This window comes from Glaciecola siphonariae, from assembly GCF_042652645.1.
GTDB lineage: Bacteria > Pseudomonadota > Gammaproteobacteria > Enterobacterales > Alteromonadaceae > Glaciecola > Glaciecola siphonariae.
In genome coordinates, this window is the sequence record NZ_JBHSGU010000002.1 from 2,086,403 (window position 1) to 2,108,297 (window position 21,895).

20 protein-coding genes are annotated in these 21,895 nt (G+C 44.5%); 8 read left to right on the forward strand and 12 right to left on the reverse strand.

The features are described from left to right. Positions 1-4 precede the first annotated feature (4 nt). Complete coding sequence (locus ACFO4O_RS10470) at positions 5-1,138, reverse strand: MalY/PatB family protein (RefSeq protein ID WP_382408107.1); 1,134 nt, start codon at positions 1,136-1,138, stop codon at positions 5-7. Positions 1,139-1,450: 312 nt separating this feature from the next. Between ACFO4O_RS10470 and ACFO4O_RS10475 the strand changes: the two genes are divergently transcribed. Next, on the forward strand, positions 1,451-2,266 hold the full coding sequence (locus ACFO4O_RS10475; RefSeq protein ID WP_382408109.1) for an SDR family NAD(P)-dependent oxidoreductase: 816 nt from the start codon (positions 1,451-1,453) through the stop codon (positions 2,264-2,266). A gap of 106 nt (positions 2,267-2,372) precedes the next feature. Here ACFO4O_RS10475 and typA read toward each other — a convergent pair whose 3' ends face one another. After that, positions 2,373-4,208 (reverse strand): translational GTPase TypA, encoded by a 1,836-nt coding sequence (gene typA / locus ACFO4O_RS10480; RefSeq protein ID WP_382408111.1) that lies wholly within the window; start codon positions 4,206-4,208, stop codon positions 2,373-2,375. 609 nt (positions 4,209-4,817) lie between these two features. Between typA and glnA the strand changes: the two genes are divergently transcribed. From glnA to glnG, 4 genes are all read left to right on the forward strand, one after another. Continuing rightward, a complete protein-coding gene (gene glnA, locus ACFO4O_RS10485; protein WP_382408113.1) occupies positions 4,818-6,227 on the forward strand; it encodes a glutamate--ammonia ligase in 1,410 nt (469 codons plus the stop codon). Positions 6,228-6,446: 219 nt separating this feature from the next. Further along, positions 6,447-6,971 (forward strand): DUF4124 domain-containing protein, encoded by a 525-nt coding sequence (locus ACFO4O_RS10490; RefSeq protein WP_382408115.1) that lies wholly within the window; start codon positions 6,447-6,449, stop codon positions 6,969-6,971. Positions 6,972-7,088: 117 nt separating this feature from the next. Next, positions 7,089-8,177 carry a nitrogen regulation protein NR(II) gene (gene glnL, locus ACFO4O_RS10495; protein WP_382408117.1) on the forward strand — a complete coding sequence of 363 codons (1,089 nt, stop codon included), beginning with the start codon at positions 7,089-7,091 and terminating at the stop codon, positions 8,175-8,177. After that, positions 8,174-9,583, forward strand: coding sequence for a nitrogen regulation protein NR(I) (gene glnG, locus ACFO4O_RS10500; RefSeq protein WP_382408119.1), 1,410 nt, complete (start codon positions 8,174-8,176; stop codon positions 9,581-9,583). The genes glnL and glnG overlap by 4 nt, the downstream gene beginning before the upstream one ends. A gap of 33 nt (positions 9,584-9,616) precedes the next feature. Here the strand turns inward: glnG and ACFO4O_RS10505 are convergent, their stop codons facing one another. The 3 genes from ACFO4O_RS10505 to panP all read right to left on the reverse strand — a co-directional run bounded on the left by ACFO4O_RS10505 (position 9,617) and on the right by panP (position 13,606). Further along, positions 9,617-11,113 (reverse strand): sensor histidine kinase, encoded by a 1,497-nt coding sequence (locus ACFO4O_RS10505; RefSeq protein ID WP_382408121.1) that lies wholly within the window; start codon positions 11,111-11,113, stop codon positions 9,617-9,619. Positions 11,114-11,116: 3 nt separating this feature from the next. Continuing rightward, complete coding sequence (locus tag ACFO4O_RS10510; protein WP_382408123.1) at positions 11,117-11,866, reverse strand: response regulator transcription factor; 750 nt, start codon at positions 11,864-11,866, stop codon at positions 11,117-11,119. A gap of 117 nt (positions 11,867-11,983) precedes the next feature. Continuing rightward, positions 11,984-13,606: a pyridoxal-dependent aspartate 1-decarboxylase PanP gene (panP, locus tag ACFO4O_RS10515; RefSeq protein ID WP_382408125.1), complete on the reverse strand. Its 1,623-nt coding sequence runs from the start codon at positions 13,604-13,606 to the stop codon at positions 11,984-11,986. A 161-nt stretch (positions 13,607-13,767) separates the two neighbouring features. Between panP and ACFO4O_RS10520 the strand changes: the two genes are divergently transcribed. Next, on the forward strand, positions 13,768-14,487 hold the full coding sequence (locus ACFO4O_RS10520; protein WP_382408127.1) for an EAL domain-containing protein: 720 nt from the start codon (positions 13,768-13,770) through the stop codon (positions 14,485-14,487). Here the strand turns inward: ACFO4O_RS10520 and trmB are convergent. From trmB to ACFO4O_RS10540, 4 genes are all read right to left on the reverse strand, one after another. Next, positions 14,448-15,233, reverse strand: coding sequence for a tRNA (guanine(46)-N(7))-methyltransferase TrmB (gene trmB, locus ACFO4O_RS10525; RefSeq protein WP_382408129.1), 786 nt, complete (start codon positions 15,231-15,233; stop codon positions 14,448-14,450). The genes ACFO4O_RS10520 and trmB overlap by 40 nt on opposite strands. Continuing rightward, positions 15,234-16,004 carry an ABC transporter permease gene (locus ACFO4O_RS10530; protein WP_382408131.1) on the reverse strand — a complete coding sequence of 257 codons (771 nt, stop codon included), beginning with the start codon at positions 16,002-16,004 and terminating at the stop codon, positions 15,234-15,236. Next, complete coding sequence (locus ACFO4O_RS10535; RefSeq protein ID WP_382408133.1) at positions 16,001-16,936, reverse strand: ABC transporter ATP-binding protein; 936 nt, start codon at positions 16,934-16,936, stop codon at positions 16,001-16,003. Before ACFO4O_RS10535 ends, ACFO4O_RS10530 begins: the two co-directional genes overlap by 4 nt. A 104-nt stretch (positions 16,937-17,040) precedes the next feature. Beyond that, positions 17,041-17,466, reverse strand: a complete 426-nt coding sequence (locus ACFO4O_RS10540) for a hypothetical protein (protein WP_382408135.1) — start codon at positions 17,464-17,466, stop codon at positions 17,041-17,043. A gap of 337 nt (positions 17,467-17,803) precedes the next feature. On the opposite strand from ACFO4O_RS10540, the gene ACFO4O_RS10545 reads away from it, so the two are divergent. Beyond that, positions 17,804-18,250 carry a hypothetical protein gene (locus ACFO4O_RS10545; protein ID WP_382408137.1) on the forward strand — a complete coding sequence of 149 codons (447 nt, stop codon included), beginning with the start codon at positions 17,804-17,806 and terminating at the stop codon, positions 18,248-18,250. A 388-nt stretch (positions 18,251-18,638) separates the two neighbouring features. Here the strand turns inward: ACFO4O_RS10545 and ACFO4O_RS10550 are convergent, their stop codons facing one another. The 3 genes from ACFO4O_RS10550 to ACFO4O_RS10560 form a co-directional block, all read right to left on the reverse strand. Next, complete coding sequence (locus ACFO4O_RS10550; RefSeq protein WP_382408139.1) at positions 18,639-19,112, reverse strand: DoxX family protein; 474 nt, start codon at positions 19,110-19,112, stop codon at positions 18,639-18,641. A gap of 182 nt (positions 19,113-19,294) precedes the next feature. Continuing rightward, positions 19,295-20,353, reverse strand: coding sequence for a CNNM domain-containing protein (locus tag ACFO4O_RS10555; RefSeq protein WP_382408141.1), 1,059 nt, complete (start codon positions 20,351-20,353; stop codon positions 19,295-19,297). Positions 20,354-20,428: 75 nt separating this feature from the next. Next, positions 20,429-20,617 (reverse strand): hypothetical protein, encoded by a 189-nt coding sequence (locus ACFO4O_RS10560; RefSeq protein WP_382408143.1) that lies wholly within the window; start codon positions 20,615-20,617, stop codon positions 20,429-20,431. Between the two features lie 299 nt (positions 20,618-20,916). Between ACFO4O_RS10560 and ACFO4O_RS10565 the strand changes: the two genes are divergently transcribed. After that, positions 20,917-21,894, forward strand: coding sequence for a substrate-binding domain-containing protein (locus ACFO4O_RS10565; RefSeq protein WP_382408145.1), 978 nt, complete (start codon positions 20,917-20,919; stop codon positions 21,892-21,894). The last annotated feature ends 1 nt before the right edge of the window (position 21,895 follow it).

Genomic DNA, 21,895 nt, shown 5'->3' on the forward strand with positions numbered 1-21,895 from the left:
TTCATCACACGGCCTCTCCAGAAAGTCTTGCGACAATCTCTTCTAGGTAAGAACGCGCACATCCAAAGTTGATGCGAAAGCAATGCGCCTGCCCAAAATCAGCGCCGGGTGAGGGGCCTACTCCGCGCGCCTCGCACCATTTCTGGGTATTCTCAATACCTAGTCCGCTTGCATCTACCCAGAGTAAAAAGGTAGCTTCAGGCGCAGTGCACGACAAACCGGGAATTTGATTAATAGCCTTAACCAAGTAATCGCGATTAGCTCGTAGGTAGGCAAGCTGAGCATCGTACCATTTATCGCATTGCGTAAATGCAGCTTCAGTTGCCTCTAAACCCATCACGTTTACCCAAGGAACAATGCCCGCGCCAGCGTTAACAAAAGCACTTCGCAACTTAGGATTTGGAATGATCGCAAACGAAGTGCCCAAACCTGCTACATTAAATGTTTTACTCGCAGCCATTAGCGTAACAGAATGCTGTTCCAATGCAGGATGCTTAGACGCAGGAACGTGTTCAAGTTCATCTAATATCAAATCACAGTGTATTTCATCGCTGCATATTGATATATCATGGCGATTGCAAATGTCGGCAACTCTATCAAGCTCTGCTCTAGTCATAACACTGCCGGCAGGGTTCATTGGATTACACATAATGAACAGGTGGGTAGTCGGTTTTGAGGCATGTTGCTCTAGGGCATCAAAATCTAGCGTCCAGCGACCGTTTTCTAGCACAGTAGGCACGCATAGTTGCTCACGCTCGTTAATTCGCGGAGCTGCAAGTAAAGGTGGGTAGTTAGGCGTTTGTACAATAATCCCTTCATTTTGCTTCGAAAATGCCTTGCTCGCCATATTAAAAGCTGGCACAACACCTGGCGTCCACACAATCCAGTTTGTTTCTATCTCCCAATCGTAACGCTTTTTACACCAGTGCTTAATAGCCTGCAGTGCACCGCGGTGGTGCTTAGGTAAAGTGTAGCCAAGCAAGCCATGCTCGGTTCGCTTTAATAAAGCATCTAAAATGGGCTGGGCACATCTAAATTCTGTGTCGGCTATCCAGCAAGGCAAAATATTTGTGTCTTTGTACTTTTCCCATTTGTAGGCATAGGAGCTGGCACGATCGGGTTTTTGGTCGAAATTCATAGGGCCTTATGCTTCTTTATTGTTATTTTTTGTCGCTGTATTTCCTTGATATGTTGCATCAATACCAAGTAAAGATGAGTGCGAGACTATCAAGTTCCGCTTAACAACTACTCTTAGCGATTCTGTATGAATGCCGTAAGACTAACATGGAATTTTTTCTCATCAAATATTGCTTATGTTATGGCATATAACCAAGCTTGCGGTGTTGCATATGCTAGGGCCTTGTTTATCTCCAGCATCTTGGTAAAAGCAATAATATGCGAGCTAAAACAATCTACACACGCTTAGATATCGGTTACCATATGGTCGGTTTTGCTACATTTAAGGTGTTTCATTATTTCTTCAATTTTAATCACAGGTTACGCCAGCGGTCTTGGCCGCGAGCTCGCCGAACAATATCTTACAAAAGGCTATAGCTTACTGTTGGTAGATAAGCAGGCAAACCCAGAGTTGCAAGAAAGCCTGCAGGCCGGTGCAAGCATGCAGCAAAAAGTCCATTTTTTGCATGTCGACATAACCGAACCGGCTACTCTCAAGCAGCAACTCGACTACGCAGTGCGCAAATTTGGTCAAATTGATATCTGTATTCACTGTGCCGGTATATTAATTTCTAAACCCTTTTTGCACACCAGCCATGACGAGTTCCAAACCATTATGGATATTAATGTTATTGGCACAAGAAACGTGGTCGCCTCTGTCATTCCTCATCTCGATAACGGCGCGCAATTGGCACTGGTAGCGTCTATGGCAGGCATAAGCGGTGTATATGGGTATTCGTCTTATGGGGCCACAAAATTTGCCGTTGTAGGGATGGCGCGGGCGCTGCAGTTAGAACTTGCTGCGCTAGGCATTGATGTAAGCATTATTTGTCCGCCCTCCATCGACACTCCCATGGTACAGGCAGAGTCACGCTCTATTCACCCAGCAACAAAAGCAATCAAAGATATGGCTGGCACCTTAACTGTGCCTGAGGCCGCAGCATATATCATCAAAGGTTTGCTAAAGCGTAAGCCGTTGATTATTCCGGGTAAGCGCGCTAAGTCTATTTATTATGCTGAGCGCTTTCTTCCCAGCCTTATGCTACGCAAGTTTACGCAATGGTTAATCAGTCGCCACACGCATAAATAGGCGTGTGCGTATAGTAAGTTTATAGTAGCAAGAGCCACTGTAAAAATGCCCATAAAAAAACGCTCAATGTTGCCATTGAGCGTTTTTTGTATTCTTAAGCGGAAACTTAGCCTTCTTTTGACTTAGTTCGCGAATCTCGCTTACGCTCGTTTTCAGTGAGCAATTTCTTACGTAAGCGGATGCTTACTGGCGTTACTTCAACTAATTCATCGTCATCAATAAACTCAAGCGCTTGCTCCAACGACATTTTCACTGGCGGCACGAGTGTTTGAGCCTCATCGGTACCCGATGCACGAACGTTAGTAAGCTGCTTACCTTTAAGCGCATTTACTGTCAGGTCGTTTTCACGGCTGTGAATACCGATAATCATCCCTTCGTAAACCTCAACTCCATGCCCAATGAACAAACGACCGCGCTCTTGCAAGTTAAACAAGGCATTAGTTAGTGCCTTGCCCGCAGCATTGGCAATCAAAACACCGTTTTTACGCTGACCAATTGTGCCGCCTTTGTGCGGGCCATAATGATCAAATGAATGGTAAAGCAAACCAGAGCCAGACGTTAAAGTCATAAACTCTGTTTGAAATCCGATAAGACCACGGCTTGGAATAATGAAGTCCATTCGAATGCGGCCACGACCATCTGGCGACATGTTAGTGAGCTCGGCTTTACGCAAACCTAATTGCTCCATGAGCGACCCTTGATGCTGCTCTTCACAGTCAATGGTAAGCGTCTCAAACGGTTCCATTAGTTTACCGTCTTCTTCTTTTAAAATTACCTCAGGGCGCGAAACCGCAAGTTCGTAACCCTCTCGGCGCATGTTTTCAATTAAAATACCTAGGTGAAGCTCACCACGTCCAGATACTCTAAACTTGTCTGGGTTATCTGTTTCTTCTACGCGCAAGGCTACGTTGTGCACTAGCTCGTTTTGCAGTCTTTCAAGAATGTTACGAGAGGTAACAAACTTACCCTCTTTACCCGAAAATGGAGACGTATTTACTTGGAAAGTCATCGTTACCGTAGGCTCATCTACAGAAAGCAAAGGTAGTGCTTCTACTTTCGAAGGATCGCACACGGTGTCTGAAATTTTTAGCTCACCCAATCCAGTAATTGCAACAATGTCACCCGCCGAACCTTCGTCTACATCGTGTCGGTCGAGCCCTAAGTAACCTAATACTTTACTGACTTTTCCGTTACGTGTGCCGCCTGCTGCCATAGCAACAGTGACTTGTTGATTAACTCTAACCTTACCACGTTTAATACGGCCTACACCGATAACGCCAACGTAGCTGTTGTAATCAAGCTGTGAAATTTGCATTTGGAAACCACCCTCTGAATCTGCATCAGGTGGAGCGACTTGCTTAACGATTGTTTCAAACAATGGCGTCATATCATCGCTAGGCACATCGGCATCTAACGACGCCCAGCCGTTTAGCGCTGACGCGTAGACAACTTGAAAATCTAGCTGGTCATCGGTTGCACCAAGGTTGTCAAAAAGGTCAAAAACTTGATCCATTACCCAATCTGGACGAGCGCCTGGCTTGTCAATCTTGTTGATAACAACAATCGGCTTGAGGCCTTGGGCGAAGGCTTTTTGGGTTACAAAGCGCGTTTGCGGCATCGGACCTTCTTGCGCATCAACCAACAACAATACAGAGTCTGCCATTGACATAACACGCTCTACTTCACCGCCAAAGTCGGCGTGTCCTGGGGTGTCAACAATGTTAATACGGTAGTCGTTCCAGTTAATGGCTGTGTTTTTCGCCAAAATAGTAATACCGCGCTCTTTTTCAATATCGTTAGAGTCCATTACGCGCTCTTCAGCGTCGCCGCGGTTGGTAAGGGTACCAGACTGCTGAAGCAGCTTGTCAACCAGCGTTGTTTTTCCGTGGTCAACGTGGGCAATGATGGCGATATTTCTTAATTGTGCGATAGGGGCAGACATGAATTTACTCTCAAAACAAAAAACGCATCCTACAGCCAGCTGACATTTAGCAAGCATAGATGCGAAACAATTGGCGGCGGATTGTACAGCTTTAACAGCCATAGCGCTAATAAATTTAGACGCAAATCGGTTTTTTCAGAAAAAACACATGAAATCAGACATGCGGTTTACATCACAGTAACCTTATCCTCTATTGTTTGTAAAATAATGCTTGATAACAAACGGGGTAACGATCAGTAGACAAAAAAACAAGCGCCTTACTTAAATTGCCCAGCGGCTTGTTAATTTCTTCGCCTGACGGCGCGACAGGACAAAGCGACAGAACTCTTTGCACTAAAATGATCACCAGACCCAGGTAAATCGCACTATTACAGTGCAATAACGGCAATTTTCATGAACGCTTTTCTAGTTAACCTTAATATAATCAGCCACTTAAAACTGATTTACTTATGGCATGAATATCGCTACTTTGCGGGCAAGGTGCGCCTGTAGATTCAACGGCCGCAACGTGCTATTAATAATGTAGCGCTGCCGTTAGGATACGCGTAAAACCCACATGGAACACCTGAGCTCACGTGATCCGCACAACATATTTTTTGGAGGACAACTATGTCAATTGAGTCGGCATTAGAACTGATTAAAGAAAGTGAAGCGAAATTCATCGATTTGCGCTTTACAGATACAAAGGGTAAAGAACAACACGTTTCAATCCCTGCACACCAAGTAACCGATGACTTCTTTGAAGAAGGTAAAATGTTTGACGGTTCATCTATTGCTGGCTGGAAAGGCATCAATGAGTCAGACATGGTGCTCATGCCTGACCCATCTACCGCGGTACTCGACCCGTTTGCCGAAGAGACTCAAATTAATATTCGTTGTGATATTTTAGAGCCGTCTACTATGCAAGGTTACTCAAGAGACCCTCGCTCAGTTGCCGCACGTGCTGAAGAATACCTTAAGTCTACTGGCATTGGAGACACTGTATTGTTTGGTCCAGAGCCAGAATTCTTCTTGTTCGACGACGTAAAATTCCATACCGATATGGCAGGTTCTTTTTATTCTATCGATGCTGAAGAAGCAAAATGGAATTCAGGCGCAGACTATGAAGGTGGCAACATGGGCCACCGCCCAGGCGTTAAAGGCGGTTATTTCCCTGTTCCTCCGGTCGACTCAGCTCACGATATTCGTGCTGCCATGTGTATGGTTATGGAAGAAATGGGCCTCACAGTTGAAGCGCATCACCATGAAGTTGCTACCGCAGGTCAAAACGAGATTGCTTGTTTGTTTAATTCGATGGTGAAAAAAGCCGACGAAATTCAAATCTATAAGTATGTAATACATAATGTTGCGCACGCTTATGGCAAAACCGCGACATTTATGCCAAAACCACTTGTTGGCGATAACGGTTCAGGTATGCACTGCCACCAATCAATTAGTAAAGATGGCAAAAACATCTTTGCTGGCGACAAGTATGCTGGTCTGTCTGAAGATGCTTTGTTCTACATTGGTGGTATTATCAAACATGCTAAGGCAATTAATGCCTTTGCTAACGCGTCTACCAACAGCTACAAGCGCTTAGTACCAGGGTTTGAAGCACCTGTTATGTTGGCATATTCTGCACGTAACCGTAGTGCGTCTATCCGTATCCCGTACGTGACCAGCGACAGAGCACGTCGAATTGAAGTTCGCTTCCCTGACCCAACTGCCAACCCTTACTTGGCGTTTACTGCTATGTTAATGGCCGGTATTGACGGTATTAAAAACAAACTTCATCCTGGCGACTCTATGGATAAAGATTTGTATGACTTACCTGCAGAAGAAGCAGCAAGTATCCCTCAGGTGGCAAGCTCACTAGAAGAAGCACTTGCAGCACTTGATGCTGACCGCGATTTCTTAACAGCCGGTGGTGTAATGAGTGACGAAATGATTGACGCGTACATTGCCCTTAAGAGCGAAGAAGTTGAGCGACTTAACATGACAACTCATCCTGTTGAGTTTGATATGTATTACAGTTGCTAAGGCATCATTGGCGCGAGCGACATGCTTGAGCCGATAATCTCAAGCCGCAAAGCCTGCATTGATGCAGGCTTTTTTTTTAAGACAAATACAGTACACTTACGTAAAGATAAGGTGGATGGGAAGTGCCTTTGCGTTTATCGATGCTTCTGCAACAAACATTGAGCATTTTGTTGCATCGAAGGGCTTGTTATCCCACAACACATATATGGAGATAGACGAATGCGCATAACTATTTTGTTGGCACTGGTTTTTGTCATGGGTGTGGCCACCGCACAAACCACAATTTATAAGACTGTTAACGAAGACGGTACAGTAACCTTTAGTGATTCACCCTCGCCGGGTGCTGAAAAGCTTGAGTTTTCGAGCCCCAGTACAACAATAGAATCTGCACCGGTTAGCCCTGTAAACACGGCAGCTCAAACGCAACAGCAAGCTCAACAACAAACAAACTATCGCTTATCTATATTGAGCCCATCACCTGGCGCAACAGTACGCAATAACAGTGGTGATATTCGTATCGCGAGCCGCATACAGCCTGACACTGCTGGCACTTACCTATTAGATTTTAATGGTCAACAATATTCCTCTCAATCAGGGGTGTTTAATCTTGAAAACATCGATCGCGGGGAACATGCTTACAAGGTCTTATTTACTGACGGTACGGGCAAGGTAATTGCATCATCTGAGCAACAAACCCTGTATTTGCATCAGGCGTCGATATTGATTCGTAATTCAAACAACTAAATACCATTAAAAACAATCGGTTATTAGTTGTTCTAAGGTAAATTGCTTTCATTTACCAATTAGGTCACAATGCGACAAAATGATGCCCTGCACCATTCAGGTGCAATAGGCTAGGAAATGTCGTCGAAAGAAATAAGCTTTAATTTACCCGCTCTACTGCATACCCTGAAAACCGCGGTCTTAGTCGTAGACGCTGACTTGAACGTTTGTTACGTGAACGACGCTGGGCTGAACCTGCTAGAAACCGGTTTTAGCCAAATGAAGGAGCGCCCACTAAACGACTTCTTCATATCCGACAGTTTTAATCGCCAGCGTTTTGTTGATGCGCTTCACTCGGGCGAAGAATTCAGCATTTCAGAACTCCAGCTTTGTTTTAAAGACGGCCGCGCAGTAATGGTCGACTTACAAGCCACGCAGCTTGAACAAGATACGACAGAACATCTGCTCATAGAGATTCTGCCCATCGACAAGCAACGAAAAATTTCACAAGAAACTCAGCAATACGCACAGCAAATGGCCGCAAGAGAACTCATACGCGGATTAGCACACGAAATTAAAAATCCACTTGGCGGTATTCGTGGTGCAGCACAGCTTTTAGGCAAAGAGTTAAGCGACCCCGCGCACCACGAGTTTACCCAAATGATTATTGATCAGGCTGATCGCCTACGGGCATTAGTTGACCGTTTACTTGGACCCAACTCTCTTCCGCAAAAACGTATGTGCAATCTACATGAGATAATTGAAAAAGTACGCTCCGTTATTGCAGCCGATGCTTCTTACCACATTCATATTGAGCGTGACTACGACCCTTCCATTCCCGATATTTACGCCGACCCAGATATGCTGCAGCAGGCATTGCTAAACATTGCTCGTAATGCAAGCCAGGCTCTAAAAAGTGCAAAAGTTGAAAACCCAGTGATTGGTTTTCGCACCCGTATAGAACGCCAGTGTGTAATCAAGGGAAAACGCCATACGCTATGTGCATTGATTAGCATTATTGATAACGGCCCTGGTGTCCCTAAGGAACTGAAAGATACTTTGTTCTACCCCATGGTTACGAGCAAACGAAAAGGCTCTGGACTGGGTTTGTCAATTGCACAAACCTTGGCTGACCATCATAAAGGCAAAATTGATGTGGAAAGCTTTCCTGGCTACACCGAATTTACCTTCCATATTCCGCTGTCTACAAAGGATGAAAACACATGATTGAACCTGTTTGGATTGTCGATGACGATAGCTCGATAAGATGGGTATTAGAAAAAGCGCTTAAAGCTGCGCAAATAGGCTGCATGAGTTTTGATAATCCAGAAGACTTGCTGTTGCAAATAGAATCTGGGCGCTCGCCACAGGTTATTATTTCCGACGTAAGAATGCCGCAAATGGACGGCATGACCTTGCTTGAAGAGGTGCATCAACACTTTCCTGAGCTCCCTGTCATTATCATGACCGCTCACTCCGATTTAGATAGCGCGGTAAATGCTTATCAGGGAGGGGCTTTTGAATATCTACCAAAACCCTTTGATATGGATGATGCAATAGAGCTCATTAAGCGGGCTCTAGAACATGCCGGTGAAACTAGCTCTAAAAAATCTGCTGCGGTTGAAAACCCCAGTAAAGAAATCATCGGAGAAGCACCTGCAATGCAGGAGGTGTTTCGAGCCGTCGGACGGTTATCGCGCTCCTCTATAAGTGTTTTAATCAATGGTCAATCGGGTACGGGCAAAGAGCTCGTAGCCCAAGCACTACACAAACACAGCCCGCGAGCCAAACAAACCTTCGTTGCTCTCAACATGGCAGCCATACCGGCTGACTTAGTAGAGTCTGAGCTCTTTGGGCATGAAAAAGGCGCGTTTACAGGTGCGCAAAATGCCCGGACAGGACGTTTTGAACAAGCCGATGGTGGCACCTTGTTTTTAGATGAAATTGGCGACATGCCTATAGATGTGCAAACTCGCTTGCTTCGGGTGTTGGCAGATGGTCAGTTTTATCGGGTTGGCGGCCATCAACCGGTGTCTGTAGATGTGCGTATCATTGCCGCAACGCATCAAAATTTAGAAAAACGAGTGGCTGAGGGCAAATTTCGAGAAGATTTATATCATCGATTGAACGTTATTCGCATCCACATCCCATCACTCAATGAACGCAGAGAAGATATTCCTATTTTAGCTAAGCATTTTCTCTCAAAAGCGGCAAAAGAGCTTGGGGTTGAGATGAAAAGCCTATCGAAAAGTGCTTCTCAGAGGCTCAGCGAGTTAGCTTGGCCGGGCAACGTCCGCCAGTTAGAAAATACCTGCCGATGGCTCACTGTAATGGCAAGCGGACAGGAGATTTTGCCTAACGACCTACCGCCAGAGCTAACAACAACGGTAGAGGACGTTGAGCAAGCTAATCAGGTTGATGACTGGACGGTGTTATTGTCAAACTGGGCAAACAAGCAACTGATTGCCGGCAGAAACGATATTTTAGATACCGCTCAAGTTGATTTTGAGCGCATATTGTTAAACTGCGCGCTCAAACATACTCATGGCCATAAGCAGGAGGCTGCAAAACGTTTAGGCTGGGGCAGGAACACTCTGACTCGAAAGCTCAAAGAGCTAGGTATGGGCGATTAATCGTATTGAGAAAAATCGCCCTGCTGCATGTGTCTAAGCACTATTCGCTTTTGCTAGGCTAAACTGAAATGTAGTGCCACAGCCTAGCTCACTGCTCACGCTTAATGTAGAGTCAAACAATGCAATGAGCTTTTGACTAATGGCCAAACCTAATCCAACATGAGTATTGGCGTCGCGCTCGGTATTACTCGCCTGATAGCGAGCATCAAAAATATGTGGAAGCTCATCTTTAGCAATACCAATACCGCTGTCAATTACGCTCACACCAATGCGCTCATCTTCATGCGAAATTTTAAGTTCAATCGTTCCATTTTCTGGTGTATGCCTAATTGCATTACCTATAAGGTTAGTAAGCACCCGCTCCAGCTTTTCAATGTCGGCGCTCACGTAGGCCTGGGCTGCTTCTACATTTACCTTAAGCGTTATGTTTTTCTCTTGTGCTTTTATAGCAAATTTAGCGGCGATATCATGCAGCAGCTCGGTGAGTAAAAAAGCCTCCAGTTTAATTTTCACGTGCCCACTTTCTAAATATGCCAACTCAAAAATTTGGTCTATTAGCCGCTTAAGATTGAGAAGGTTTTTAAGTGAAATATCAACAAACTGCTTTTGTTCAACCGGCGTTAATGATTCCCCTCTGATAGAAAGAGTTTCAATATATCCCTGCAAATTTGCGAGTGGGGTGCGTAAGTCGTGACTCAAGTCGGTGAGTAAAGACTTGCGCTGTTGGTCGGTTTGACGGATTTGCTGCCATTGTTTGTTAATATGCTTGAGCATTTCGTTGAAAGAAAACCCCAAGCGCTGAACCTCATTGCGTGAATCATCCCGCCAATTTTGCAAGGTAACCCCTGAAGCTGCTAAATCAAACCCGCTCGACCTAAACACATCCATATCATCAGATAAACGTTTTAGAGGTGCGGTAAGCAGTCTAAATAACAGTAAAAGTGCGAATAATAAAAATACCAAGCCTGCTGCTATGATCATGGCAAACTGCTGTGCACCTTTACTTTTTTGGATGCTGTCGATAATTGAATCGTATTGAGAGCCACCAATAATCACATATAAATAACCTTGCAGCTGCTCACCGTTGTAAACAGGTGACGCTGAAAATATCTTGCTGTTGTCTAGGGATTTAGGGTCATCACCGTAAAGTGGAAGGCTGTCGGAGTTGTCTATCAACTGCAAAATAGGTTGTAAATCAATTTTATCTCTGAGCACCTCACCGGGCTTAGCTGAGTAAGTTAACACGTCGCCCTGCGGACCTAAAAAATAGAATTCAAAACTAGGGCCTAACAGCATTAAAGTATGAAACAGGTTCTTTAGCGCATCATAGTCGTACACGCCGGTTTGCAGCAGCGGATTATCGTGAACAAGATGCCCTGCCAATTCTAAATGCAGGCGCTGCTCGCCCTCGCGCTGAATAGAGGTTTGTAAGTGACTGGAGGCAAGCGCAAGCAGAGCAATGACCAAAAAAAAGCCGGCAACCAGTGACACCGCCAAGCGTTGATAGAAACAAAGAGTAGGCAGGCGCATTTTTTATCCTTGCTGCTTGTTAAACTTATACCCCACTCCCCATACCGTTTGCACATAATCGGGTTGGGTAGCATCGTTTTCAATTTTTGAGCGTAAACGGTTAATATGAGAGTTTACTGTGTGCTCATAACCGCAGTGCTGATATCCCCAAACAGACTCAAGCAATTGCGCACGAGAAAACACCTGATTAGGGTGCTGCATCAAATGGAAGAGTAAATCAAACTCAGTGGCGGTGAGCTCAACAGGCTTGCCTTGTTGAAAAACTTCTCGGGTGTCTTTGATAATTTTTATACTGCCAGACTCAATAATGCCTGAAGGCTCAAGCTGATGTTGATGAGCATTTTTGAGTACGTTCACCTTGCGAATTTGCGCTCGCACCCTTGCCTGAAGCTCACGAATACTGAATGGCTTAGTCATATAATCATCAGCACCCAACTCCAAGCCCAACACTCGATCTGTTTCGGAGTCTTTTGCCGTCAACATCAAAATCGCTTGCTCAGGTTTTCGCTCGCGCAGCTTACGGCATATGTCTAGTCCGCCAAGTGTAGGTAACATTACGTCGAGCAATACCAACGAAAACGATTGATTTAGGGCGGCGTTTAGGCCGGTTTGCCCATCGGCATGATGCTCGAGTGATAAACCCAGCTCCGCTAGATTTACTTGGATAAGGGTAGCAATATCCATATCATCTTCTACTACCAATACTGAGTCCATCGTGTTTTTTCCTTTTTCAGTCGCTGATAATTGTAGCATTACATGCCTCATGAAATAGACCGGCAATCACCGGGTTTTAATTCATACACAAGCATATAATGCGATGCATTTATCGCAAAAGTATCACGTAAAGAGGTTTTTTTGAGGGTAAAAAGACTAGGCGATTTTAGCGCGCGGGTGCTTGCTCAAGCCTTGCCAAATTGCATGCCCTTCGGCTAGTGCAACTTGCTCTGCCAAAATGGCTTTTAAATCATCATTGGTGGTAAGTGGATTGGCCAATACGACTCGAAATACCGTTATGGCCTGATTATTATATTTTTCAATTTCTATTCGCGTGCGCGATACAAATGATTTGCCAGCCTCTCGCTGCTGTTTTTGTATCGAAACGGTCAACTCATCAAGTTGCTCATTAAGCATTCGCTGCTGCTGGCTAGATTCGTTTTCAAGACCTTTCAGCTCTATCGGACGCAGTCGGTAAGTTAACAACGAAAGCACCGGTGCCGTCATTAGCTCAAAACACTCATGCGCGTTAATCATATCTGCGAACGCGTGCGCTTGGTCAATGGCACGGTCAATCAACAACTCATACCCCCTGCGACCAAAAATATGGAATGACGAATACACCATCATTGCCATACCGTTTCGCGAGCCCTCAAGGGTGGTTGCGCCGAGGTCTTTTGAGCCCTGACGTAAAATATATTGGGCGTGATGTCGCACCGCGTTACTGGCTTTCGGGTCTTTAAATATGGCCATCCCTGCCCCCATGGGCACATACATTTGCTTATGCGCATCAATGGTTACCGAGTCGGCCTTTTCGATGCCGGCAAGCTTGCTACGATTGCGTTCTGAAAAAAGCGTAGCACCGCCCCAAGCGGCATCAACATGGAAGTGACATCCTAGTTCTTTGGCAACATCAGCTAGCTCATCAAGTGGGTCAATATGACCCGTCTCAGTGGTTCCTGCAATGCCAATAATGGCCAATAAGCTGTTACCCTTTTCTTGATATGCCTTGCCAAAAGCCAACGCCTTTTCAGGCTCCAATATCTGTCTGGGGCTATCGATACTGAGTAAGTTATCTCTACCTATGCCTAACACATCTACCGCCTTGCCTAGCGAGTAGTGCCCACGCCGTGAGGTCATAAGCCCTAAATTGTGAATATTGTAATGACGGTAGGCGCTGGCCAATCCCGCTTTATTAACGCCTGAAAATCCAGGTTGCGGGCCGAGTTTCAAATTTCTTGCAACCCACAGTGCTGTGATATTGGCAATGGTGCCGCCGGAACAAAACGCGCCCAAAGAATGCTCTGCACTGTGAAGGTACTGGCTGTAAAAATCCTCGTCTTGCGCATAAATAAGGTTATGCATCATGCCAAGTGTTTGCCGCTCAAGTGGGGTAAAAGCTTTAGACGTTTCTATTTTTACGAGATTTTGATTTAAACCCACCATCAGCTTAGACAGGGGCAAATGGAAATAAGGTAAAGCCGATGTCATATGGCCAATGAAGGTTGGCGCGTAGGTATTAACGGAGTGTGCAACGAGCTTGTCTAATAAGGCCTCGGCGTGGCTTGAGACAAACTCGGGAGAATCGGGTACATGAGCGCTCGAGAAGTCTTGCTCAATTTCTTCAAGTGAGGTCTTTTTGGTTACCACATGTTGAGACAAAAAATCAGAGACGTTATCTGAAAGATGACGTTCTATTTTTGCGAGCGTTGAGTCATTATGCTCAGGCTTAGTAAAGACTCTGAATAGATGCTCTAAACTGACTTCTGCTTTTGCCAATGGAATTTCCGCCTAATGCCGAGTCGGGCACTTTACCCTAGTTTTAAGCACTTTGCCAAATGCCCTTACGCTTTTTTATTGCTAAAAGTGACAGTTTTATTAAAGGCTTTGAGATTTTGACTGATAACCTAATATAGACCAAATTTTCATCAGGATTAGTTTTGCAAGCCTTAGTAGCACCACCTAATGTCACCCTAGAGCAAATTGTGCCGTTTTATCAGCCTATTTTTACACTTGCTGATCATCGGGTTTATCGCTATGAATGCTTAGCTAGGCTACTAGACACAAAACAACAGGTCATTTTGCCCAACGAATTTCTTTACATTGTAGAAAGTAATCACGAAGCGGCAGACATGACCGGTCGAATCTTGGAGCTCTCTCGCGCTTATTGTAAACCCAGACAAATGAGTTGGTCGATTAACTTATTTGCCTCAGATTTAGACGACCTTTCACTGCTTCAATCTATACGAGAGATGTGCAGCGATAGCTCTAAAGGACTATGCGGCATTGAAATCAACTTTGCATGCATTAAAGACAAACTTGTGCAATTGCGCAGCTTGCTTAAAAGCATCCCCAATCTGCATATCACGATAGACGAAGTAGACCAGTGCTGCGATAGTTTATACGCACTTGTGGCGAGCGGGATTGACGCCATAAAAATAAAAGCCGAATTTATAAAAGAGTATGCAAAAACTGAAGCGGGTAAGAGCGCAATTGATGAGCTCAAAGATTTGTGCGAGCAACAAAACTGTAAATTGATTGCCGAGCATATTGAAGACGAACAAAGCCTAAAGGCAGTAACTGAAATGAATATACTATATGGTCAAGGGTTTTACTTGTCTCATCCATCACCAAGGGTATATCCAATCCACAGTGCCTGACCTGCGCTTGCGTATTTTCGCTCAAAAGGCGTTATTGCGTTTTTAACGTCGTTTAGTTTAAGCTCCGCCACCTGCATTACCGCATCATACTGCGCCGCTGCTAGCTGAAACTCATCTACATAAACCTTCCAATTCGAGCGCACCTCTATGTTGCTAGATACGCGCATAACATCTTTAAAAACGGCGCTTGCGTGCCAGCGTTTGCCGACTTGCGTCTTTTTTGGGTAAGGGTTGGGATACAGGATGTATTGCTTGGCGACATACCATTTTCGCATGCTGCCTTGTTGTGCGTTGCTCGATGATTTAAGCGCATGTTCTTCAGTAAAGTCTGCCAGCAAACGCCAAAAGTCATTTAAGTCAGCCTGAAGAACAAGGTAATTGTTGAGCTCTCGCGATAATTGTTCTTTTGAATGTACAGACGACTTTTGTTTTACGTCGCCAGTAATTTCGCTCACGTAATGTTGATGTTTGTTGAGGCGCGCTTCAGACTTGTCGATTCCAATGACTCTGGCATTCGGATACCGCTTTGCCAGATGCAAGGTACTCTCCCCTACGCCGCAGCAAGCATCAATAATCACCGCACGATCCCAGTCGCTTAGCCATTTTAAGGCGTAGTCAAATGCACGCTGGGTATGCTCAGCGATAGGCCTTTGTGAATGATGATGTTGATGCCGCTTTACCAAAGCAAGCAAGTCATCGTGCACAGTAGTTTGCGCACTGACGACCGGTTTTGGCGCTTGAAACACTTAGCTTCGAATCCCTATACCCTTCTTCAATAGGCGGTAGGCAACAGCGAACAACACAACATTAAAGCCAATCAATAAAGCCAAAGATATTAGGTAATTGACGTCTGACACACCTAAAAACCCATAGCGGAAGCCGTTAACCATATACACAATAGGATTGGCTTGGGAAACAATCTGCCAGAAGTCAGGTAATAAAGTAAGCGAATAAAACACACCGCCTAGATATGTTAATGGCGTCAACACAAACGTAGGAATAACGCTAATATCATCGAACGACTTAGCATATATGCCATTGATCAAACCTGCTGTAGCAAAGAGAGTAGAGGTCAGAATTAAGGTAATGACGATCACGAGAAAATTATGAATTTGCACGTCAACAAAAAACATAGACACAACGGTTACAATCACGCCGATTATCATTGCTCTGGCAACACCGCCCCCAACAAAACCCATAATCACCACCCAAGTGGGCACCGGTGCAACGAGCAACTCTTCAACATTACGCTGGAACTTAGCGCTAAAAAATGACGACGACACATTAGAGTAGGAGTTGGTAATAATCGACATCATAATGAGCCCGGGCACAATAAATTCCATGTAGGAGAATCCACCCATATCGCCAATACGCTTACCAATTAAGTTACCGAAAATAACAAAATACAAAGACATTGTGATAGCCGGCGGCACAAGCGTTTGCACCCAAATGCGCAAAAAGCGCGTGCACTCTTTAATCCAAATCGTTTTTAAGGCTATAAAATTACGCGAACTCATGCTTTAGCCTCCGCTATTTTTGCTTTTCCTGACTCCATTAAACGCACAAATAACTCTTCCAGACGATTCGCTTTGTTGCGCATGCTCATTACCTTAACGTCGTGCTTGGAGAAATGCTCAAAGAGTGGATTCAGGCCAGTTTCTTTGGGCACGTCCACCTCTAAGGTTTGTTCGTCTATCGCGCGAGTTTCAAATTCTGGCACCTTTATCTGGCTGGCCCCATCGGCTAAATCAAATACAAAGGTCTCAACATTTAAGGTTGCCAAAAGCGCCTTCATACTCGTGTTTTCTACGATAATACCTTTGTCGATAATGGCAATATTCCGACAAAGCATTTCAGCCTCTTCCAAATAATGCGTCGTTAAGATTATCGTAATACCTTGCTGATTGATTTCTTTTAAAAATGCCCACATAGAGCGGCGAACTTCAATATCAACACCCGCGGTGGGCTCGTCCAAAATTAGCATTTTGGGTTCGTGCATCAACGCGCGCGCAATCATCAATCTGCGTTTCATACCGCCCGAAAGCTCGCGTGCACTAGCGTTGCGCTTATCCCAAAGTTCGAGCTGTTTTAAGTATTTTTCAGCGCGCGTTTTCGCAACATCTCGTGGTACGCCATAATAACCAGCTTGATTAACCACAATCTGCATAAGTGTTTCGAATTGATTAAAATTAAACTCTTGAGGCACCAAGCCGATGCATGATTTTGCCTCAACCTCATCTTTTACAGAGTCAAAACCAAAGACCTTAACACTGCCTACAGATTTATTGACCAGCGAACAGATGATGCCAATGGTTGTAGACTTGCCCGCACCATTTGGCCCAAGCAAAGCAAAAAAGTCGCCTTGATCAACTGTTAAGTCAATGCCTTTTAGCGCGGTAACGCCGCCGGCATACGTTTTTTCAAGCCCTTTAATGTCGAGTGCTTTCATGCGTATCTCTTTTTAGATAAATCTTAGATGGAAAATATGGAGGTTCAGTGCAATGTGTAAACTGAAGTGCGAAGTATACCATTTACCTCAAATAGCGCATATAACTATTGGCTATGTAGCATGCGCTCTTGCGTGCGCAAAAAAGTCTGCTGAATAATATATGCGTCGGCACTGGCACGATGTCGTGCTAAGCCACAATCTTGGGCGACAGCGCGTTTTTCGTCGTCCCATATCGCCATTTGAGGCTCGCTTAGCACCATTTCTAGGGATGAAATACTAAATAGCATCGGTACAGCAGCTTGTGCAAACAGTTTTACAAGCCATGGATGGTCAACCACCCAGCCATCAGAATAAAGGGTTAGTCCTTGAACTAACTCGTTCAATTCAAGGCACACGGCAACTGGCTCCTCTCCATAATCAATCAAACTTTGATATGAAATACCATGGATTTGCTCGGCCTTCGCATCCCAAAACTGCCAATGAGCAAAAGGCTTAATAAGCTTACAAAAACGCGTGCCATCAGCTAACACTACACCCACCTCAATGGGGTAGCTATGCGCGCCAAAACCGCTGGCCTCAACGTCAATAATAGCGGGAGTTGCTTTACTAGTAATAATTTAATGTGCTTTATTTTGTGACAATGTTTACAGTGTAGCGAGCTTTAGATAAGTTACCAGCAAAACCGTTAACGACGACCGATTTGAAGGTTAGCGAGAACTTTAAAAACTAGCTCAAACACAGTAGCAGCAACGTGCAATTAAATTTACCATCTGTCATAGCGCAATTGCCTGTTGCTGATGCCACACACGCGTAATCTTGATATATTAATCAGGAATTTTAACTGCACTTGCAATAGAGTGACTATCCATGTCAGACGATAAATTTGTGGATCCGCGCCTACAAGCGCGTGAGGCACTGTTCCAACAGCTTCATCTCAGCACGTTTGAAACGATGGGCTACGCCCGTGCAATTCAGCAGCAGGTAGAGCAAAACGGTTTTGACATCGAGAGCGATAACGCTGATTTTTTGCAATTGTTGCGCGACTACGAAGTGACCAAAAACTTATCAAAGTTGAGCGAATCGCATTTAGAGTCTCTTTGTGAACAAACTAATGCAATTATAAAGTCGAAGCGTTGTGCGAACGCAAATATCGCGCAGTTGTGTGCGGCAGCCACTAGTGCGCTTAATCATTGGCGTATCCTGTCGGAAATTCCTCTGGACTTACGCGATAAAGAGGAAGTTACAAAGGCGCTTAAGGACAAATTTCAACAAAACATGAACACGTGGGAATATATTTTAGCTGACCTTGTTTAAGCGGCCTGCCTAGTCAGTCTTCTTTAGCTGACCTTGTTTAGCTGAGCTTGTGTAGATGACCTTGTTTAGCTGAGCTTGTGTAGATGACCTTGTTTAGCTGAGCTTGTGTAGATGACCTTGTTTAGCTGAGCTTCTGTAGAAGACTTAGTTGAAATGTCATTTCTTAGCCAGTACATCTTAACCTTTGACATTGCATTTGCTCTGAGGATTTGTACACATCTCTTTTATAATTGTGCGTACTCGCAGTGCTCCCCTTGCCCGCGCCCATAGCACATGCTACGTAAGCATTGTTAGCAAGTAATTAATCAAAAGAAAGCCCTGCTCGGTGCAGGGCTTTTTCGTGTAAGGGTAGTTGACTTATAACTAACTAGCTAACTTGCGTTAGCACTTAAGCTAAGGCAGTCTGTTCAGGTGTGTTAACCCGCTTCGTATTAGCGATGGCGTTATCAAGTGAAAAGCGTCCGGCGCCCGACACGGCCAGCGAAGCTGAAATTGCCATTAAACTTAAGGCAAACGCATACCCATTATTAGCCATAAACAAACCGTTTGGTAAGTGCACCGTCACAATAGCTACCAGCATAGTAAGAGCCAAGGCGATAGCAGTAGGGCGTGTTAACAGGCCAGCAATTAACAGCAAGCCACCAAAGAACTCAGCGCTACCGGCAAGCAAAGCCATTAAATATCCTGGCTCTAAGCCCAACGATGCCATGAACTGACCGGTGCCCTCTAGGCCATAACCACCAAACCAACCAAACAGCTTTTGTGCACCGTAGGCGGCAAATGTGATGCCTGCAGAAATACGCAGCGCCAATGGTGCAAGAGATGTGTTTTGTACGAATACCTGTGAAAGTAATTTATTCATGTTTATTTCCTCAATGTCTAATGTTGATGTTAAATGTTCAGTGCTTATTGCTAAGCGATGCAAACAATATACACCTACAAATTGAAATAAAAATGGCAATAAATTCAGGATATCTTTCTATTTTTTAGAATAATAAAGCTGCAGAGGCTACTTTAAACTGCTTTGGGCCTGTATTGTCTCTTTTAGTCGCTTTTGCTCTTTTGCGACATGAGGCGCTTTTCTCGGCGCTTCCACATAACTTTTGCGAGTTTTTTCATACTTACCGTGGTGTCGTGCTCATCAACAATTTCAACGCCAAGTAAGCTTTCTAATAAGTCTTCTAGCGTCAATATTCCTTCTAAGCCGCCGTACTCATCTACCACCAATAGCATGTGCACGCGCGAATTTAAAAAATGATCAAACGTTGCGGCCAGCGGCATATCGCCCAACAGTGTCACCATAGAGCTAACAAAGTCAGCAAGCTTTGCGTCGAGATTTCCGTTCGCCGCTGCGATCAGAATATCGGTGCGCAGCACATAACCACTTATATGCTCGCTTTCTGAATTTTCATAAATCGGGATACGAGAAAACGGGTTATTTTGATGATGCTCAACAAATTCTGCCACCGTTACCTGATCTGATAGCGAAAACACAACAGTGCGGTGCGTCATTGCATCTTTTATTCTCAGCTCATGCAGACTTAACAGGTTTTGTAAGAAATTTGATTCTTGCTGAGCAAGTTGCCCTTCTTTACCCGATAGCTCAGCCATGGCTAATAATTCGCTTCTGCTTAAGCCTTTAAGAGGGCTTTCTTCGGTAAAACCGCTGGTGAGTTTTTGCGACATTTTTACAAACGGATAGAGCGCTAGTATCAGATATTTTAAAAAGTAGGCCGTTGCAGGAGCGAGGTGACGCCAAAATGTTGCGCCCAAGGTTTTCGGAATAATTTCTGAAAACACTAAAATCAACAGCGTCAAAACAGCAGAAATAATGCCTAAATAAGCATCGCCAAACACCTTTGCAGCTTGTGCGCCTGCGCCTGCGGCACCCATGGTATGCGCGATGGTATTGAGGGTTAAGATTGCTGATAAAGGCTTGTTGATATCAGCGGTTAAGCTTGCCAATAGCTTCCCGGAGGCTTTGCCGTCTTTTTCAAGTAGAGAAATATAGGCTTGAGACACACTGAGAATTACAGCCTCAGCAATCGAACACAAAAATGAAAAACCAAGCGCTATAAAAACGTAAATGAACAGCAAAACCATGCGCTGCAAAAACCTTTAGTTGTCAGTAGTCCTTAAGTGTAGCACAGCACTAGCCTAGCGAAAGACTCGCTTTTGTTAGATTTTGGGCTTTCTAAGGTATAGATAGACAAATAAGCTAGCAAGCAGAGTCATGATGACCACCTCAGGACTCACATTGAGGTCGAGCTTTATATAAGATAAATCAATAAATTCAAACATTACCAAGCCGTATGTAACTGCTAGAGCAATAAAGAACACTCGAAACAAAAGACGAGAAAATTGCACACTACTACCTTTATTATTACGCTAAGCTGACGCGACTTACCTGCTATTCTTGTGCGAGATTTATTGCGTCATTTTTTTGACGGGTAAAGTCTGCGATAAGTTCATAAAAATTTCAAGAAATATTCATAGTCCTTGTGAAAACATTTGCTAAGCAAAAACGCTCTTGTCGATTCATCTAGCTTAGGTGCCTCTGAGCTGGTCTTAGATGAATATTTGCTAGTCTTTTAAACAATTTTATAATTTGCATAATTCTGCTGCGATGTTATTTTTTTGTAAACATAATAAATGTATGGATACCTATGAGTACTTTCGCGCGATTAATAACCCTTTTGATAGCCATTTCCTTTTTGAATGCTTGTTCAGATAAAGCAAGTACTAACCCAAGCACTGACACTCAAGAGCTGCCCAAAATTGGCTTAGTGATGAAATCTTTGGCCAACGAATTTTTTGTAAATATGGCTACGCAAGCCAAGAAACATCAACAAGAGAATGCGTCGCGCTATTCGCTTTTAGTTAACGGTACCAAGAACGAGAGCGACTTGGCGCAGCAAGTCGCCTTAATTGACCAAATGATTGCGTCTGGCATGCAGGCTATCGTACTTGCGCCAGCAGACTCTAAAGCGGTGGTACCCGCCGTAGTGCGAGCGGTAAAGGCTGGTTTAATCGTTATTAATATCGACAATCGATTAGACCAAGCGACCCTTAGCGAATACGGCGTAAGCGTTCCATTTGTTGGGCCAGATAATATGCAAGGCGCTTTTTTAGCCGCTGAATACGCAGCGCAAAAGCTCTCGGCAAACGACCAAGTAGTTGTGCTAGAGGGTATTCCCTCGGCAATTAACTCACAGCAACGCCGCGACGGATTTGTTAAGGCCATCGAACAATATGGACTTAACATGGTGGCCCTGCAAAGCGCCGACTGGGAGCAAACCAAAGCCGCTCAAGTCGCATCGTCACTGCTTATTCAATACCCTGAGGTAAAGGCAATATTTGCTGCCAATGACAATATGGCTTTAGGCGCTCTGGCGGCGGTCAATCGGGCAAACCTCACTAGTGCGCCAATTATTGTTGGCTTTGACAATATCCAAGCCCTTACTCCTCACATAGAAAGCGGCGATATTCTTGCGACAGTAGACCAATTCGGCGGCAAATTAGCCGTATTTGGTATCGAAAAGGCCCTTAGTGCCCTTAACGGCGATGCACTCGATGATGTAACGCAAACACCCTTATCACTGATCACAAAAGAAACAATAGATACAAAAGACACGATGGAATAAT

Bases quoted from the DNA above. Each gene is read 5' to 3' on its own strand.
- ACFO4O_RS10555 (WP_382408141.1), bottom strand. From the start codon at position 20,353: ATGGTTTTGCTGTTCATTTACGTTTTTATAGCGCTTGGTTTTTCATTT.
- ACFO4O_RS10530 (WP_382408131.1), bottom strand. From the start codon at position 16,004: ATGAGTTCGCGTAATTTTATAGCCTTAAAAACGATTTGGATTAAAGAG.
- typA (WP_382408111.1), bottom strand. From the start codon at position 4,208: ATGTCTGCCCCTATCGCACAATTAAGAAATATCGCCATCATTGCCCAC.
- ACFO4O_RS10490 (WP_382408115.1), top strand. From the start codon at position 6,447: ATGCGCATAACTATTTTGTTGGCACTGGTTTTTGTCATGGGTGTGGCC.
- ACFO4O_RS10535 (WP_382408133.1), bottom strand. From the start codon at position 16,936: ATGAAAGCACTCGACATTAAAGGGCTTGAAAAAACGTATGCCGGCGGC.
- glnG (WP_382408119.1), top strand. From the start codon at position 8,174: ATGATTGAACCTGTTTGGATTGTCGATGACGATAGCTCGATAAGATGG.
- glnA (WP_382408113.1), top strand. From the start codon at position 4,818: ATGTCAATTGAGTCGGCATTAGAACTGATTAAAGAAAGTGAAGCGAAA.
- ACFO4O_RS10545 (WP_382408137.1), top strand. From the start codon at position 17,804: ATGTCAGACGATAAATTTGTGGATCCGCGCCTACAAGCGCGTGAGGCA.
- glnL (WP_382408117.1), top strand. From the start codon at position 7,089: ATGTCGTCGAAAGAAATAAGCTTTAATTTACCCGCTCTACTGCATACC.
- ACFO4O_RS10505 (WP_382408121.1), bottom strand. From the start codon at position 11,113: ATGCGCCTGCCTACTCTTTGTTTCTATCAACGCTTGGCGGTGTCACTG.
- ACFO4O_RS10550 (WP_382408139.1), bottom strand. From the start codon at position 19,112: ATGAATAAATTACTTTCACAGGTATTCGTACAAAACACATCTCTTGCA.
- ACFO4O_RS10470 (WP_382408107.1), bottom strand. From the start codon at position 1,138: ATGAATTTCGACCAAAAACCCGATCGTGCCAGCTCCTATGCCTACAAA.
- ACFO4O_RS10565 (WP_382408145.1), top strand. From the start codon at position 20,917: ATGAGTACTTTCGCGCGATTAATAACCCTTTTGATAGCCATTTCCTTT.
- ACFO4O_RS10510 (WP_382408123.1), bottom strand. From the start codon at position 11,866: ATGCTACAATTATCAGCGACTGAAAAAGGAAAAAACACGATGGACTCA.